Source organism: Stenotrophomonas sp. JC08 (assembly GCF_052180205.1).
Taxonomy (GTDB): Bacteria; Pseudomonadota; Gammaproteobacteria; order Xanthomonadales; family Xanthomonadaceae; genus Stenotrophomonas.
This window is the reverse complement of sequence record NZ_CP197473.1, coordinates 503,922-520,180: the sequence shown is the minus strand read 5'-3', so window position 1 is coordinate 520,180 and position 16,259 is coordinate 503,922. Positions and strand designations below refer to the sequence as shown.

14 protein-coding genes are annotated in these 16,259 nt (G+C 67.1%); 1 reads left to right on the top strand and 13 read right to left on the bottom strand.

Annotated features, from left to right (window positions below):
• Positions 1–429 (top strand): DciA family protein, encoded by a 429-nt coding sequence (locus tag ACSBPQ_RS02275; RefSeq protein ID WP_442683472.1) that lies wholly within the window; start codon positions 1–3, stop codon positions 427–429.
• Positions 430–653: 224 nt separating this feature from the next.
• Here ACSBPQ_RS02275 and lpxC read toward each other — a convergent pair whose 3' ends face one another.
• The 13 genes from lpxC to rsmH form a co-directional block, all read right to left on the bottom strand.
• The gene (gene lpxC / locus ACSBPQ_RS02270; protein WP_442683471.1) at positions 654–1,565 is read right to left on the bottom strand and encodes a UDP-3-O-acyl-N-acetylglucosamine deacetylase; all 912 of its coding nucleotides are present in this window, start codon (positions 1,563–1,565) and stop codon (positions 654–656) included.
• Positions 1,566–1,805: 240 nt separating this feature from the next.
• Positions 1,806–3,035 (bottom strand): cell division protein FtsZ, encoded by a 1,230-nt coding sequence (ftsZ, locus tag ACSBPQ_RS02265; protein WP_442684487.1) that lies wholly within the window; start codon positions 3,033–3,035, stop codon positions 1,806–1,808.
• 200 nt (positions 3,036–3,235) lie between these two features.
• Positions 3,236–4,471, bottom strand: a complete 1,236-nt coding sequence (ftsA, locus tag ACSBPQ_RS02260; RefSeq protein ID WP_442683470.1) for a cell division protein FtsA — start codon at positions 4,469–4,471, stop codon at positions 3,236–3,238.
• Positions 4,468–5,196 carry a cell division protein FtsQ/DivIB gene (locus ACSBPQ_RS02255; protein ID WP_442683469.1) on the bottom strand — a complete coding sequence of 243 codons (729 nt, stop codon included), beginning with the start codon at positions 5,194–5,196 and terminating at the stop codon, positions 4,468–4,470. The genes ftsA and ACSBPQ_RS02255 overlap by 4 nt, the downstream gene beginning before the upstream one ends.
• A gap of 85 nt (positions 5,197–5,281) precedes the next feature.
• Positions 5,282–6,718: a UDP-N-acetylmuramate--L-alanine ligase gene (gene murC / locus ACSBPQ_RS02250; protein WP_442683468.1), complete on the bottom strand. Its 1,437-nt coding sequence runs from the start codon at positions 6,716–6,718 to the stop codon at positions 5,282–5,284.
• Positions 6,719–6,761: 43 nt separating this feature from the next.
• The gene (murG, locus tag ACSBPQ_RS02245) at positions 6,762–7,853 is read right to left on the bottom strand and encodes an undecaprenyldiphospho-muramoylpentapeptide beta-N-acetylglucosaminyltransferase (protein WP_442683467.1); all 1,092 of its coding nucleotides are present in this window, start codon (positions 7,851–7,853) and stop codon (positions 6,762–6,764) included.
• Positions 7,853–9,160, bottom strand: a complete 1,308-nt coding sequence (gene ftsW, locus ACSBPQ_RS02240) for a putative lipid II flippase FtsW (protein WP_442683466.1) — start codon at positions 9,158–9,160, stop codon at positions 7,853–7,855. The genes murG and ftsW overlap by 1 nt, the downstream gene beginning before the upstream one ends.
• Positions 9,160–10,245 (bottom strand): phospho-N-acetylmuramoyl-pentapeptide-transferase, encoded by a 1,086-nt coding sequence (gene mraY / locus ACSBPQ_RS02235; RefSeq protein ID WP_442683465.1) that lies wholly within the window; start codon positions 10,243–10,245, stop codon positions 9,160–9,162. The genes ftsW and mraY overlap by 1 nt, the downstream gene beginning before the upstream one ends.
• A complete protein-coding gene (locus ACSBPQ_RS02230; protein WP_442683464.1) occupies positions 10,235–11,629 on the bottom strand; it encodes a UDP-N-acetylmuramoyl-tripeptide--D-alanyl-D-alanine ligase in 1,395 nt (464 codons plus the stop codon). Before ACSBPQ_RS02230 ends, mraY begins: the two co-directional genes overlap by 11 nt.
• Positions 11,626–13,185 carry a UDP-N-acetylmuramoyl-L-alanyl-D-glutamate--2,6-diaminopimelate ligase gene (locus ACSBPQ_RS02225; RefSeq protein ID WP_442683463.1) on the bottom strand — a complete coding sequence of 520 codons (1,560 nt, stop codon included), beginning with the start codon at positions 13,183–13,185 and terminating at the stop codon, positions 11,626–11,628. Before ACSBPQ_RS02225 ends, ACSBPQ_RS02230 begins: the two co-directional genes overlap by 4 nt.
• Positions 13,182–15,029, bottom strand: coding sequence for a peptidoglycan D,D-transpeptidase FtsI family protein (locus ACSBPQ_RS02220; RefSeq protein ID WP_442683462.1), 1,848 nt, complete (start codon positions 15,027–15,029; stop codon positions 13,182–13,184). Before ACSBPQ_RS02220 ends, ACSBPQ_RS02225 begins: the two co-directional genes overlap by 4 nt.
• Positions 15,026–15,289, bottom strand: coding sequence for a cell division protein FtsL (gene ftsL, locus ACSBPQ_RS02215; RefSeq protein ID WP_442683461.1), 264 nt, complete (start codon positions 15,287–15,289; stop codon positions 15,026–15,028). Before ftsL ends, ACSBPQ_RS02220 begins: the two co-directional genes overlap by 4 nt.
• Positions 15,286–16,254, bottom strand: coding sequence for a 16S rRNA (cytosine(1402)-N(4))-methyltransferase RsmH (gene rsmH, locus ACSBPQ_RS02210; RefSeq protein ID WP_442683460.1), 969 nt, complete (start codon positions 16,252–16,254; stop codon positions 15,286–15,288). Before rsmH ends, ftsL begins: the two co-directional genes overlap by 4 nt.
• Between the last annotated feature and the right edge of the window lie 5 nt (positions 16,255–16,259).

The window sequence follows — 16,259 nt, the reverse complement described above, 5'->3', positions numbered from 1 at the left end:
ATGTCTGAGCCGAAATCCAGTGCCCGTTCCGTGCCCAAACCGGCACTGGAAGCGGTGATGGCGGACAAAGCAGGAAACCCGTTGCGCCGTGCCCTGTGGCTCGATGCGATGGACCGGCAATTGCGCCCCCATTTACCGCCTGCGCTGGCGAGCCGTTGCCGGCTGGCCAATGTGGACGGCGAACACCTCGTTTTTCTCGTCGAATCACCGGTCTGGCATGCCAAGGTGCGGGTTGCCGAAAACCAGTTGCTCGACGCGGCCCGATCCATCGGGCTGAAGGCCACCCGGGTGACCGTCAAGACTGCAACCGCGCGAGCGCACTCCCCAGTGCCTGATGAACCGCGCCGGTCAACAGTGTCGGCCACCACGCACAAAGGTCTGCGCGATGCCCTGGATGCCCTCAAGGACGTGAAATCCACACGATCCTGAACGCAGCGGAGCGTTCCCGCCCCGACCTTTCCGCCAATTCCCCATAGGGGTTAAGCAGGAAGCCGGCAGGAATCCTAGCCGCGGTTGTTGTCGCGGGAGTTAGCTTTTTGTTATTTATTAGTTAAATTCAGGCTGGAATCCACGGTGGATTCACAAATCCATGACGCAGCCTGCAGATACCGGCGGGCATTTTCCGCCGGTCAGTCCCGCTTCCGGGGAGCGGATCAGGCGTAGGCCGGCGAACCGTAGACCACCGGGTCGGGGGTCGCCGGCGAGTCGTAGCTGGCCCATTCCCAGGCGCTCTCGTCGGCCAGCAGCGCGCGCACCAGCTTGTTGTTGAGTGCGTGCCCGGATTTGTAGCCTTCATAGGCGCCCAGCACCTGCCCGCCCGCCAGGTACAGATCACCGATCGCGTCGAGGATCTTGTGGCGCACGAATTCGTCGGCATAGCGCAGGCCGTCATCGTTGAGCACGCGGAACTCGTCGAGCACGATGGCGTTGTCCATCGAGCCGCCCAGGCCCAGGTTGCGCTCGCGCATGTACTCCAGGTCACGCATGAAGCCGAAGGTACGGGCGCGGGAGATTTCCTTGATATAGGCCATGGTGGAGAAATCGATCTCCACGCGTGACTGCTTGGCCGGGATCATCGGATGGTCGAACTGGATGGTGAAGCCCAGCTTGTAGCCTTCATACGGTTCGAAACGGGCGATCTTGTCGCCGTCACGCACTTCCACCGTCTTGAGGATGCGCAGGAACCGCTTGGGGGCATCCTGCTCGACGATGCCCGCCGACTGCAGCAGGAACACGAACGGACCGGACGAGCCGTCCATGATCGGCAGCTCGGCCGAAGACAGTTCCACGATGCAGTTGTCCACGCCGAGCCCGGCCAGTGCCGACATCAGGTGCTCGACGGTCTGGATCTTGGCGCCTTCGCAGGTCAGCCCGGTGCACAGGGTCACCTCGGTGACGAGGTCGGCGCGGGCCGGCACCACCACCACCGGGTCCAGGTCGACGCGACGGAACACGATGCCGTGATTGACCGGTGCCGGGTGCAGGGTCATGTAGACCTTGTCACCGCTGTGCAGGCCGACGCCGGTGGCGCGGATCGTATTCTTGAGGGTGCGTTGCAGGATCATGGCGTGGAAATCGGAAGGCGGCCGCACACGGCGGCTTCGAGCAAACAAGAATAACACGCGTTAACAGGCCACCCGCGCCGTTTGCACTCGGCACGTCCCCGCCTTCCGGCGGAGAAAATGCTGCCGGGCCGGTCCTGGCCCGACAGCAAAGACATGGCTTACCTCCCCGGGATGGACGGCCCCGGGGTTACTTCCCGGACAGCTGCCGGCGGATCGGATCCGTGCGGCGCTGCCGGTGGATCAGTCGGCCTGGCGCCGCAGGAAAGCCGGAATATCCAGGTAGTCGTTGGGCAGGTCGGCGGCCGCGGTCGTGCTTGAGGCCGGTGCCGGTGCGCTCACCGTATCCGAGCTCGGACGACGCAGCCCCATGCCGAGCGAGTTGCCGACCGCCTTGGCCACCGCATCGGCCGGGCTTTCGTAGTCCTCGAACTCGGCCTGGCCGGTGGTGGCGTTGCGCACCAGCTTGATCGGGCCACGTTCGCCCGGACGCTGGGCATTCTTGGCGCTGGCGCGGTTCAGGCCGGTGGCGACCACGGTCACCTTGATTTCGTCCCCCAGATCCGGATCGATCACGGTGCCGATGACCACGGTCGCATCTTCGGAAGCGAACGCGTGCACGGTGCGGCCGATCTCGTCGAACTCGCTCATGGTGATGTCGGTGCCGGCGCTGATGTTGACCAGCACGCCATTGGCGCCAGCCAGGTTCACGTCGTCCAGCAGCGGGTTCTGGATCGCGGCTTCGGCGGCCGCCTGGGCGCGGTCATCGCCACGGGCGGTGCCGGTGCCCATCATCGCCAGGCCCATTTCGCTCATCACCGTGCGCACGTCGGCGAAGTCGACGTTGATCAGGCCCGGGCGCACGATCAGGTCGGCGATGCCCTGCACCGCGCCCTGCAGCACGTCGTTGGCGGCACGGAACGCCTGCACCATGGTGGCGTTGCGACCGAGCACGGTGATCAGCTTTTCATTGGGGATGGTGATCAGCGAGTCGACGTGCTGGCTCAGTTCCTCGATGCCCTTCAGCGCGACCTGCATGCGCCGACGGCCTTCGAACGGGAACGGCTTGGTGACCACGGCCACGGTCAGGATGCCCATTTCCTTGGCCAGCTGCGCCACCACCGGCGCGGCGCCGGTACCGGTGCCACCGCCCATGCCGGCGGTGATGAACACCATGTCCGCGCCCTGCAGCGCGTCCATGATGCGCTCGCGGTCTTCCAGCGCGGCCTGGCGGCCGACTTCCGGATTGGCACCGGCGCCCAGGCCCTTGGTCACGTTGTTGCCCAGCTGCAGCTGCAGCTTGGCACCACAGTTCTTGATGGCCTGCGAGTCGGTGTTGGCGGTGATGAACTCCACACCGTCCACATTGGTGTTGACCATGTGCGCCACGGCGTTGCCGCCGCCGCCGCCCACGCCCACCACCTTGATCACCGCATTGGGTGCCATCTTTTCAATCAGTTCGAAATGCGCCATGTCCATGTCCTCTCTATTGCCGTGATTGGTTGGCATTCGGGAGATCCGTTCTCCTTCCCTGCCCGCCCGCACCGGCGAGTTGTTTTAGATGTACCGCCGGGTCGCCCCGGTACGGTGGTTGTTGCCTACCTCAATGACTGCCTACTGCACTTCGTCTTGCCACCTGCTTTACCGCACCTGCCACCACTCCGGCTCCGTGCTCAGAATTGACCACGGAACCAGTTCCTGAATTTGTTGAACAACGTGCCGGCACGCCCGGTGGGCAGTGACGGACGCCGCGGATGTTCGATCTGGCTGCCCATCAGCAGCAGGCCCACGCCGGTGGCATGCACCGGATTGCCGACCACCTCGCCCAGTCCGGTGACGTGCTGCGGAATGCCCACGCGTACCGGCATCTGCAGCATTTCCTCGGCCAGCTCGACCACGCCTTCCATCTTCGAGGCACCACCGCTGAGCACCATGCCGGCACGCACCAGTTCCTCGAAGCCGGAGCGGCGCAGCTCGGCCTGCACCATCTCGAAAATCTCCTCGTAACGCCCCTGCACCGCCTGCGCCAGCGAGGCGCGCGGCATGCGCCGCGGCGGCCGGTCGCCGACCGATGGCACCTGGATGCTCTCCTCGGCGGTGGCCAGCTGCGCCAGCGCGCAGGCGTAGCGCACCTTGATCTGCTCCGCTTCCGGCGTCGGGGTGCGCAGCATGTGGGCGATGTCGTTGGTGACGTGGTCACCGGCGATCGGCAGCGAGGCGGTGTGGCAGATCGCGCCCTGCACGAACACCGCGATGTCGGTGGTGCCGGCGCCGATATCGACCATCACCACGCCCAGCTCGCGCTCGTCGGCGGTCAGCACCGCCACGCTGGAGGCCAGCGAGGACAGCACCAGGTCATCCACCTGCAGGCCACAACGCTGCACGCACTTGCTGATATTGGCCGCCGCCGACTGCGCGCACACCACCAGGTGCGCATGCACTTCCAGGCGTACGCCGGTCATGCCGACCGGGTTGCGGATGCCTTCCTGCGAATCGTCCAGCACGTACTCGCGCGGGATCGCGTGCAGGATCCGCTGGTCGGCTGGGATCGCCACCGCCTTGGCCGCTTCCAGTACCCGGTCCAGATCGCCCCAGCTGACCTCGCCTTCACGGATCGGGGTGATGCCCTGCGAGTTGCGGCACTGCACGTGGTTGCCGGAGATCGAGGCGTAGACCGAGCGGATTTCGCAGCCGGCCATCAGCTCGGCCTCCTCGATGGCACGCTGGATCGACTGCACGGTCGATTCGATATCCACCACCACGCCGCGCTTGAGGCCGCGCGATTCATGCGAGCCGATGCCGATGACTTCGATCGGGTTGCCTGGCGAATACTCGCCCACCAGCGCCACCACCTTGGAGGTGCCGATGTCCAGGCCGACGATCAACGATTTGTCACCCTTGCGATTCATGTCCTGTCCTGCGTCTGCTTTGTTGCCGGCGGCGGGGTTCCCCAGCTCAGCGTGAAACCATTGGTGTAACGGAGATCGGCGCGCTCGATCGGCACCTGGGTGCGGGTGAACTGCGGCAACACCCGCACGAAGCGGTCCAGGCGCGAGCGCGCATCATTGCGGCCGATCACCACTTCGGTGCCGTTGTCCAGCACCAGTGACCAGCTGCCGCGCGCGTCCATCACCACTGCACGCACATCCACGCCGGTCGGTGCGAACAGTGCGCGCGAATCGTTGTACAGCTCGACCACCTCGGTGGTCATCGCATCCGGGCCGGCGAGCTCCGGCAACGGCAAATCCTCCAGTCCCTGCGGGATCGCGAACAGGCGGCCATGCTCGGACAGCAGGCGATCCTTGCCCCAGCGCGCAAACGGCTTGTGTTCGACGATGCTCACCTCCAGCACATCCGGCCACTGCTTGCGGACCTGCGCGCTTTCCACCCACGGCAACTGCTCCAGCGCGTGCCGCGCCTCCTGCAGCTGCACCGCGAAATAGCCTGAGCGCGCATAGGGAAGCAGCACCTTCTGCAGCTCCTCTGCCGGAACGCGCTTGAACTCGCCGTGCACCCGCAGCTTCGCCAACGGCCAACGCTCGGTGCCGAACCAGCCATTGAGCACACCCACCACCGGCAGCACCACCAGCGAGATCGCAAGCAGCCAGGCGAGCATCCGCAACATCGCGCTCATCGGCTTTCCTCCTGTGCCTTGCACGCACGCACGCACCGCCGCGCAGCGGCAGTGCGGGAGCGGAATGGCGGGAGGAAGGTGCGGATCATTCGGCGGCGGTCTCCACAAATCCCCCACTGACGATCTGCTGGGCGATGTGGCCGATGTCGCCGGCACCCATCAGCAGCAGCAGGTCGCCGTCCTGCAGGACGTCCGGCAGCACCGACAACAGATCCGCCGTCTGTCCGACCACGACCGGCTCGCTGCGACCGCGCGCACGGATCGCACGTGCCAGCGACTTGGCATCCGCGCCCGGAATCGGTGCCTCGCCCGCCGGATAGACCTCGCTGAGCACCAGCGCATCCACCTCCGACAGCACCGCGGCAAACGCATCGAACTGGTCACGGGTGCGGCTGTAGCGGTGCGGCTGGAACGCCACCACCAGGCGCTTGGCCGGCCAGCCGCCACGTGCCGCGGCGAACACCGCCGCCAGCTCGCGCGGATGGTGGCCGTAATCGTCGACCACCCGGACCTTGGCGCCCTTGGCTGTGGTCACCTCACCCAGATCATTGAAGCGGCGGCCCACGCCTTCGAACTTCTCCAGCGCGGCGGCAATGGTTTCCGGTGCCACACCCAGCTGCCAGCCCACCGCTGCGGCGGCCAGCGCATTGAGCACGTTGTGCCTGCCCGGCAAGGCCAGCGTCACCGGCACGCTGCTGCCTTCCGGCAGGCGCAGGGTGAAGTGCATGCGCGGCCCGTCCTGCACCACATCCTCGGCGCGCACATCGGCATTGCTGCTCAGCCCGTAACTCATCACATGGCGTGGCGTCTGCGCGGCCAGCGCAGCCACTTCCGGGTCGTCGATGCACAGCACCGCCAGACCGTAGAACGGCAACCGCTGCAGGAATTCGGCGAATGCGGCCTGCACCCGCGAGAAATCGTTGCCGTAGTTCTCCAGATGGTCGGCATCGATATTGGTGATCACCGCCACCAGCGGATTCAGGCGCAGGAAGCTGCCATCGCTCTCGTCGGCCTCGGCCACCAGCCACTGCCCGCCACCAAGCTTGGCGTTGGCGCCTGCAGCCAGCAATTGCCCGCCGATCACGAAGGTCGGGTCGAGATCACCTTCGCTCAGTACCGCGGCGGTCAGCGAGGTGGTGGTGGTCTTGCCGTGCGTGCCGGCTACGGCGATGCCGCGACGGAACCGCATCAGTTCGGCCAGCATCGCCGCACGCGGCATGATCGGGATGCGCTGGCTGCGCGCTTCCATCAGTTCCGGATTGTCTTCACGGATGGCACTGGAGACGACGATGCAATCGGTGCCGAGCACATTGGCGGCCGAATGCCCGCGCATCACCCGTGCACCCAGTCGCGCCAGGCGGCGGGTGGCGGCATTGTCGGCATTGTCCGAACCGGACACCTCATAGCCCAGGGTCAGCATCACCTCGGCGATACCGCTCATGCCGGTGCCGCCGATGCCGACGAAATGCACGCGCGGGAAGGCGCGGACCAGATCGTCGGTGTCGTGGAGGCGGCGGCTCATGCCTGGCCTCCGGCGTGGCGGGCGCACGGTTGCGGTGCGATGTTCATAGGGCTTCCTCGAGAATGATGTCGGCGATGCGTTCGGCCGCATCGACCTTGGCCAGCGCACGCGCGGCCTGCGCCATCTGCATGCGACGGGCCGGATTGTTGGCAAGCGCGCGCAGCACGCCTTCCAGATGGGTGGCCAGCGCGTCGTCCTGCTTGAGCAGCTCGGCGGCGGCGCGCTCGACCAGGTATTCGGCATTGCGGGTCTGGTGGTCATCGACCGCCGCGGCGAACGGCACCAGCACACTGCCGATACCCACCGCGCACAGCTCGGCCAGGGTGGATGCGCCGGCCCGGCACACCACCACATCGGCCCAGTCGTAGGCGGCGGCCATGTCCTGGATGAAGGCATCGACACGGCCGCTCACACCGGCCTCGCGATAGGCCTGCAGCGCCTCTTCATGCAGCTTTTCGCCGCACTGGTGCCAGACCTCGATGCCGGCACCATCGGCCAACGCCGCCAGCGCCTTGGGCACCGCATTGTTCAGCGCACGCGCGCCCTGGCTGCCGCCAAGCACCAGCAGGTGCATCGGGCCACTGCGAGCGGCCAGCCGCTGTTCGGGAGCCGGCAATGCGGCGATTTCGGCACGCACCGGATTGCCGACCACTTCTTCGCGGCCATTGGTGAAGCTGCCCGGGAAGCCGGTCAGCAGGCGCCGGGAGAAACGCGACAGGATGCGATTGGTCATGCCCGGTGCACGGTTCTGCTCATGCACCAGCAACGGCAGGTCCATCAGCCGCGCCGCCATGCCGCCCGGGCCGGCCGCGAAGCCGCCGAAAGCGATCACCGTACGTGGCTGGCAGCGACGCATCACGAAGCCGGCACTGCGGATCGCCCGCATCACCCGCACCGGTGCAGTCAGCAGCGCCAGCTTGCCCTTGCCGCGCAGGCCGGAGATAGCCAGCGTGTCGATGGGGATATCGTGTTGCGGCACCAGCCGGGTTTCCATCGCGCCGTCGGCACCCAGCCATGTCACCGGCACGCCACGCGCGCGCAACACTTTGGCCACGGCCAGGCCCGGGAAGATATGACCGCCGGTACCGCCGGCCATGATCATCACCGGACGTGCGTTGTCATTGGGCGCGGCCATCAGGCGAGCCCTCCGAAGGTCGGTTCGATCCGCTGCCGCATGCGGCTGGCACCACGGGCGGCACTGTCCTGCGCGGCAGCCGCGATCGCGGTGACGCTCACCGGCTGTGGCATGGCGACCGGTTCGTCGGCCACCTCCACCTGCGGCTCGATGTCATCACGCACTTCCTGGCGACGCACCGCGCGGTTGTATTCGTAGGACACGCGCAGCAGCAGTCCCATCGCCACGCAGGTCATCATCACGCTGGAACCACCGGACGAAATCAGCGGCAGGGTCAAGCCCTTGGTCGGCAGGATGCCCAGGTTCACACCGATCGAGACGAAGGTCTGCAGGCCGATCCACAAGGCGATGCCGAAGGCGATGTAGCCGGCGAAATGGCGACGCATCTGGATGCAATGCATGCCCAGCCACAACGCGCGGCCAACCAGCAGCGTGTACAGGCCGACGATCACGCACACGCCGACGAAACCCAGCTCCTCGGCCATCACCGAGAAGATGAAGTCGGTATGCGCTTCGGGCAGGTAGTTGAGCTTCTGGATCGATGCGCCCAGGCCGACGCCGGTCCACTCGCCGCGACCGATGGCCATCAGCGCGTTGGTCAGCTGGTAGCCGGAGCCGAGCTGGTCTTCCCACGGATCCATGAACGAGGTGATACGGCGCATCCGGTACGGCTCGAAGTACACCAGCAGGCCCAGCGCGACCACCATCACCAGCGCCGGCAGCAGGATGCGCTTCATCTGCGCGCCGCCCAGCACCAGCATGCAGGTGGTGATGCCCAGCAGCAGGCTCGAGGAGCCGAAGTCCGGTTGCAGCAGCAGCAGCACGACCAGCACGCCGACCACAAATACCGGCTTGAGCATCGCCGGCCAGGTCGCGTTGACCTCGTCGCGGAAGCGCACCAGGTAGCTGGACAACCACACGATGTACAGCACCTTCACCGCTTCCACCGTCTGGAACTTGGAAATACCCAGGTTGATCCAGCGCCGCGCACCATTGACGCTGCTGCCGAGGCCCGGGATGAACACCACCACCAGCAGCGCAAAGCAGCCCAGCAGCAGCAGGTGGTTGCGCTTTTCGATATCGCGCAGCTCCACGCGCGTCACCAGCCACGCCAGACCCACGCCGATGCCGATGAACACCAGGTGGCGGGTGAGGTAGTGGAAGGGGTTCTGCGTCAGCGCGATGGAACTGGACGCCACCATCACGACCCCAAGCGAAGCCAGCGCCACGGCGGCGCCCAGCAGCCACTTGTCGAAGTGGCCGCCAATGGCTTCAAGACGGGTCGCCTGGCGCGCGTAGTCGTCCATCAGCGCACCTTCAACGTTGCCAGGCCGATCAGCACCAGCACCACCGAGATGATCCAGAAGCGCACGATCACGCGCGGCTCCGGCCAGCCCTTCAGCTCGAAGTGGTGGTGGATCGGCGCCATGCGGAACACGCGCTTGCCGGTGAGCTTGAACGAGGCCACCTGGATCATCACCGACAGCGTCTCGATCACGAACACGCCGCCCATGATCACCAGCACCAGTTCCTGGCGCACGATCACCGCGATGGTGCCCAGTACCGCGCCCAGTGCCAGCGCGCCGACATCGCCCATGAACACCATCGCCGGATAGGTGTTGAACCACAGGAAGCCCAGGCCCGCGCCGGCAATCGCCGCACAGATGATGACCAGCTCGCCGGCACCGGGAATCTGTGGAATCTGCAGGTAGCTGGAGAACACCGCATTGCCCGAGGCGTAGGCGAACACGCCCAGCGCGCAGGCCACCAGCACCGTGGGCATGATCGCCAGACCGTCCAGACCATCGGTGAGGTTGACCGCGTTGGAGAAACCGACGATCCAGAAATAGGCGATGGTCACGAAGCTGATGCCGGCCAGCGGCAGCGCGATCGACTTGAACATCGGGATGTACAGCGTCAGCGCCGCCGGCACATCAGCGGTATAGAACAGGAACAGGCCGGCGGCGAGGCCGAAGATCGACTGCAGCAGGTACTTCCAGCGCGACTTCAGGCCGTTGGGATCACGCCTGGCGATCTTGATCCAGTCGTCGTACCAGCCGATCGCGCCGAAGCACAGCATCACCGCCAGCACCAGCCACACATAGCGGTTGCGCAGGTCGCCCCACAGCAGTACCGAAATGAGCACGGTGGTCAGGATCAGCCCGCCGCCCATGGTCGGGGTGCCGGCCTTGGAAAAGTGCGACTGCGGGCCGTCCTTGCGGATCGGCTGGCCACCCTTGAGCTGGGCCAGCCGGCGGATCGCCGCCGGGCCCAGCCACAGCGACAGCCCCAGCGCGGTCAGTGCCGCAAGGATGCCGCGGAAGGTGATGTAGTTGAACAACCGGAACAGATCGTCCAGCTGCTGCAACCAGCGGGCCAGTTCAAGCAACATGTGGTGAGTCCTCGCCACGCTGCAACAGCGCGGTCACGATCTTGTCCATGGCGCTGCCGCGCGAGCCCTTGACCAGGCAACGCACGCCAGCATGAAGTTCGGATTGCAGCGCGGCGGCCAGCGCGGCATGGCTGTCGAAATGACGCCCGCCCTCGCCAAATGCCTTCGAAGCTGCCTCGCTCAGCGGCCCGAGCGTATACAGCCGCTTGATGCCGGCGTCGCGGGCCTGCTGCCCGGCCTGTGCATGCAGTGCCTGCGCACCGTCGCCCAGTTCGCGCATGTCGCCCAGCACCAGCCAGCCCGCCTCCTTGCTTGAGGCCAGCGCAGTGATCGCGGCGGCCAGCGAGCCGGGATTGGCGTTGTAACTGTCATCGACCAGCACCGCGCCGCTGGGCAGCTGATGGGCGACCTGGCGACCGGCGACCGGACGCGCCTGCGCCAGCCCTTCGACCACCTGTTGCAGCGTGATGCCCGCAGCCAGTGCCAGCGAGGCCGCAGCCAGCGCATTGAGCACGTTGTGACGGCCACCCAGCTGCAGCTGTACCGTCGCCTCGCCCTGCGGCGTGACCAGGGTGAAGCGCGACTCCGAGGTGCCCGGCACGATACCGGTGGCACGTATTTCGGCACTGTGCTCCAGGCCGAAGCGCAACACCTTGCAACGCGCGGGAGCACCGATGAAGTGCTGCTCGAAGAACGGCGCGAAGGCATCGTCGGCATTGATCACCGCCACGCCGTTTTCCGGCAGCGCCGCGTAGATGGCGCCCTTGGTGGTGGCCACGCCCAGCAGGTCGCCCATGCGTTCCAGATGCGCGGCGGCCACGTTGTTGACCAGCGCATAGTGCGGGCGCGCGATGGCGGTCAGGTAGGCGATGTCACCCGGCTTGCCGGCGCCCATCTCGTAGACGGCGTAGTCGGCATCATCCGGTGCCTCGATCACCGCCAGCGGCAGGCCGATCTCGTTGTTGCGGTTGCCCGGAGTGGCATAGACCCGCCCGCCGCGGAGCAGCACCGCATGCTGCAGGATCGCCAGCAACAGGCTCTTGACGCTGGTCTTGCCGTTGCTGCCGGTAATCGCGAACACCGCCGTGTCACGTCCCTGCTGCAGGGCGGCGGCGATCTTCGCCAGGCCCCGCTCGCTATTGGCGACCACGACCTGCGGCACATCCAGCGGCAGCCGCTGCTCCACCAGCAGCGCGCCGGCACCGGCGGCCACGGCATCGGCGGCAAAGTCGTGGCCATCGAAGCGCTCGCCACGCAGCGCCACATACAGGCTGCCCGGGACCAGCGTGCGGGTGTCGTTGCCGACGGCGTCGACCATCACATCGTCGCCGTGGATTTCACCCTCGGCCCAGTGCGCGATCAGCGACAGCGGGGTGCGCTTCATGGCTGCTCCTCCGCATCCATGCGCGGCACAACGCCCGCCTCCTGACCGGTGGCGGCACGCGCCTGCAGCGCGCGCGATGCAACCTCGGTGTCATCGAAAGGATGTTTGATACCTGCAATCTCCTGGTAGGGCTCGTGGCCCTTGCCGGCAACCAGCACGATGTCACCGGCGCCGGCCTGTGCGACGGCCGCGGCGATGGCACGGGCGCGGTCGCGCTGTACGTGTATTTCAGTGGAGCGACCCGATGCTCCAGGCACATCGCCTGCGCATCGCTGCGTGGCGAAGCCGGCCATGATGTCGGCGACGATGCCGTCGCCATCCTCGCCGCGCGGATTGTCGTCGGTGACGAACACCACGTCGGCCAGTTCTTCGGCAATGGCCGCCATCTGCGGGCGCTTGCCGGTATCACGATCGCCACCGCAGCCGAACACGCACAGCAGGCGGCCGTCGAGGTGGCCGTGCAGGCTGCGCAACGCCTGTTCCAAGGCGTCGGGTGTGTGCGCGTAGTCGATAACCACGGTCGGCTCGCCCTCGCCGCCAAGACGGTTCATCCGCCCGGCAATCGGCTGCAGCTGGCCCAGCACAGTGGCGATGGTCGCCGCCGGCTGGCCCAGCGCATGCAGCGTGCCGGCCACCGCCAGCAGATTGTCGACATTGAAGCGGCCCAGCAGCGGCGAACGCAGCGGATGGCGCCCAGTGCCGATCACCAGCTCGAAACCGATGCCCTGCCCGTCCAGCACCAGGTTGTCGGCACGCACCGTGGCTCCGGCCTGGCCGGTCGAGCTCAGGCCGATGGGCTGCACACCGCCGGCCAGCGTGGTGACCAGTTCACGGCCGAACGCATCGTCCAGGTTGATCACCGCCGCCTTCAGGCCGGGACGGTGGAACAGCCGCGCCTTGGCCGCGCCGTAGCTGGCCATGTCGCCGTGATAGTCCAGATGGTCGCGGGTGAGGTTGCTGAACACCGCGACGTCGTAGTGCACCGCGTCCACGCGCCCCTGGTCCAGCGCATGCGAGCTGACCTCCATTGCCACCGCACGGGCGCCGCCATCACGCAGCCGCGCCAGCAGTTCGTGCATCTGCAGCACCAGCGGCGTGGTGAAACCGGTCGGCACCACGTCGCCGTACAGGCCTACGCCCAGCGTACCGATCGAGCCGCTGGCGATACCCAGCAGGTGCCAGGCCTGCGCCAGCAACTGCACGGTCGAGGTCTTGCCGTTGGTGCCGGTGACGCCAACCATCGTCATCGCCCGCGATGGATGGCCGTGGAATTCATCGGCCATCGCGCCCATGCGCGAACGCAGGCCTGGCACGGCGATGGCATCGGCCGGAGCCGGCAAGCCGGCCGGAGCCGGCGGCTCGAACAGGATCGCGGCAGCGCCGGCGGCCCGCGCCTGCTCGACAAAGCCCAGCCCATGCGCGCCGAAACCGGCAATCGCCACGAAGGCATCGCCGGGGCGCACGTGGCGCGAATCCAGCACCAGTCCGCCGATCTGCACATCGTGCGCCAGCACCTGATCGGGCAACAGCTGCGACAGCGGCATCGTGCGGCTCATTGGCGCACCTCCGCCGGGGCCGTCGGGATCGCCGCGGCGAATTCGGCCTCGGGATTGGCGGCATCGGCGGCATCGGCCACCGGCAGCACCGCCGGATGGGTGGCCGGGTTGCCACCAACCTTGCCCGCCGCCTGCGCCGCCAGCCACGACTGGATGTCATCCGGCGGCACGTCCATCAGCCGCAGCGTGCCTTCCATCACATGGTGGAACACCGGCGCGGACACCAGCCCGCCGTACTGCTTGGCGCCACGCGGATCGTTGACCACGATCACCGCGGCAAAACGCGGTGCGGTGGCCGGCACCACGCCGGCGAACAGCAGGTTGTAGTGGCCGCGCTCGTAGCCACGCGGGCCGTTCTTGCGCGCGGTACCGGTCTTGCCGGCGACGTGGTAACCGAGGATCGCCGCCTGCTTGGCGCCGCCGTTGGTCACCACGGTCTCCATCATCCGCACCACTTCACGCGCGACTTCCGGATCGACCACCTGCTGCGCCTCGTTGCGCTGGCCCTTGACGAAGGTCGGCTGGATCACCTGCCCGCCATTGCCCAGCGCCGCATACGCCTGCGCGATCTGCAGCGGCGTCACGTTCAGGCCGTAGCCGTAGGACATGGTGGTCTTGGTGGTGCCATACCAGCCAGGGGTGCCCGGTGCCGGCACCAGACCGGAAGCTTCACCGGGGAAGCCGCTCTCCGGCGCCGCACCATAGCCGAAGGCGCGGACCGATTCGTAGAAGGTCTTGTCCGGGATCATCGCGGCGATCTTGGCCGCGCCGATGTTGGAGCTGCGGGTGATCACCCCGGTGACGTCGAGCACGCCGTTGTTACGCGGCACGTCGCGGATGGTGTAGCGGCCCAGCGACATGTAGCCCGGGTTGGTATCGACCACCGTATTGGCGCTGACCACCTTGTTCTGCAGCGCGGTGGCGATGGTCAGCGGCTTCATCGTCGAACCGGGCTCGACCAGATCGGTGACGGCACGGTTGCGGCGCGTGTCCGGGGTGGCGCCATCGATCGCATTGGGGTTGTAGGTCGGCAGGTTGGCCATCGCCAGCACCTCGCCGGTGGCCACGTCCATGATCACGATGGAGCCGCCGGCCGCCTTGTTCTCCACCACCGCGTTGCGCAGCTCGCGCATGGCCAGGAACTGGATGCGGCGGTCGATGCTCAGGGTCAGGTCCTTGCCCGGCTCGGCGGCGCGCACCAGGTCGATGCTTTCGACGATCGCGCCCTTGCGGTCGCGGATCACCTTCTTGGCACCGGGCTTGCCCCGCAGCCATTCGTCGAAGGCCAGCTCCAGCCCTTCCTGGCCACGGTCGTCGATATTGGTGAAGCCCAGCACGTGCGCCATCGCCTCACCCTGCGGGTAATAGCGACGGAACTCGCGCTGCGAAAACACGCCCGGCACCTTCAGGCCGATCACCTGCCCGGCCACGTCCGGGTTGATCCGGCGGCGCAGGTACATGAATTCCTTGTCGGCCTTCTGCGTCAGCCGGGTGGTCAGCTCGTCCACCGGCAGGCCCAGCGCCTGCGCCAGTTCGGGGATGCGTTCCGGCGCGCGCAGCAGTTCCTGCGGATTGGCCCAGATCGAGGCGACCGGCGTGGACACCGCCACCGGCTCGCCGTTGCGGTCGGTGATCATGCCGCGCGAAGTGGCGATCGGCACCTCGCGCAGATAGCGGGCCTCGCCCTCGCGCTGGTAGAAATCGCTGTTGACCAGCTGGATGTAGGCGGCACTGCCGACCAGCGTCACCGCGCACAGGCCCAGCCCGACACCCACCAGCAGCAGGCGGTTGCGCAGGTTGAACTGGCTGCGGTTGCGGTTGCGGTTGCGCACGGGCTTGTTCATGGCCGCACCACCACGATGTCGGCCGCCTCGGGGAACTTCATGCCCAGCCGGCCGCGCGCTTCCTGGTCCACCCGCGTGGCCTGGGCCAGCGTCGCCTGCTCCAGCTGCAGGCGGCCGAATTCGATGTTCAGCTCGTCACGCGCGTATTCCAGCCGCGACAGCTCGACGAACAGCTGGCGATGGCGATGGCGCATGAACACCACGCCGATCGCCGAGGCGATAGTGCACAGCAGCAGCACGATCAGCAGCAGACGGCTCATGCGGCCACCTCGCGCTTCTGCGCCACACGCAGCACAGCGCTGCGCGAGCGCGGGTTGACCGCCAGCTCATCGTCATCGGCCTTGATCGCGCCACCGATCAGATCCAGCGTCGGCACGAACGCCTGCAGCTCCGGCAGGCGACGATTGGTCGGTGGCGCCTTGGCATGGCGGTTCATGAACTGCTTGACGATGCGGTCTTCCAGCGAATGGAAGCTGATCACCGCCAGGCGGCCGCCGGGCCTGAGCCGCGCCATCGCCGCGTCCAGCCCGGCCTCGAGGTCGGCCAGCTCGCGGTTGATGTGGATGCGGATGGCCTGGAAGCTGCGTGTGGCCGGATGGATCTTGTCCTTGCCGCGCGGCATCACCGAGGCGATCAGCTCGGCCAGTTCGGCAGTGCGGCTGAACGGCTGCTTCTCGCGGCGGGCAACGATGGCGCGGGCGATGCGGCGGCTCTGGCGCTCGTCACCGTAATTCCACAGCACGTCGGCGATCTCGCGCTCCTCGGCGCGATTGAGCCACTGCGCGGCGCTCTCACCCGCGTCCGGGTCCATGCGCATGTCCAGCGGACCATCCTTGCCGAAGCTGAAACCACGCTCGGCCACATCCAGCTGCGGCGAGGACACGCCCAGATCGAACAGCACGCCATCCAGCCCGGCGGCGGTTTCGTTCCAGTCCAGCAGATCGGCGAAGCTGCCACGGTAGATCGCCACCCGGCCATCCGGCGCGAAGTCGCGCTGGGCCACGGCGATGGCCTCCGGATCCTTGTCCATCACCAGCAGGCGTCCATTCGGGCCGAGCAGGCGCAGCACACCGCCGGCGTGACCGCCGCGACCGAACGTGCCATCCAGATAGGTACCGTCTTCGATCACCCTCAGGCCCTCGAGGACCTGGGTGTACAGCACGGGCAGGTGATCCGCCGGCAGCTGCGACACCGGAGGGTGACCGGCCTGCGCTTGACCGCGCACCCGGG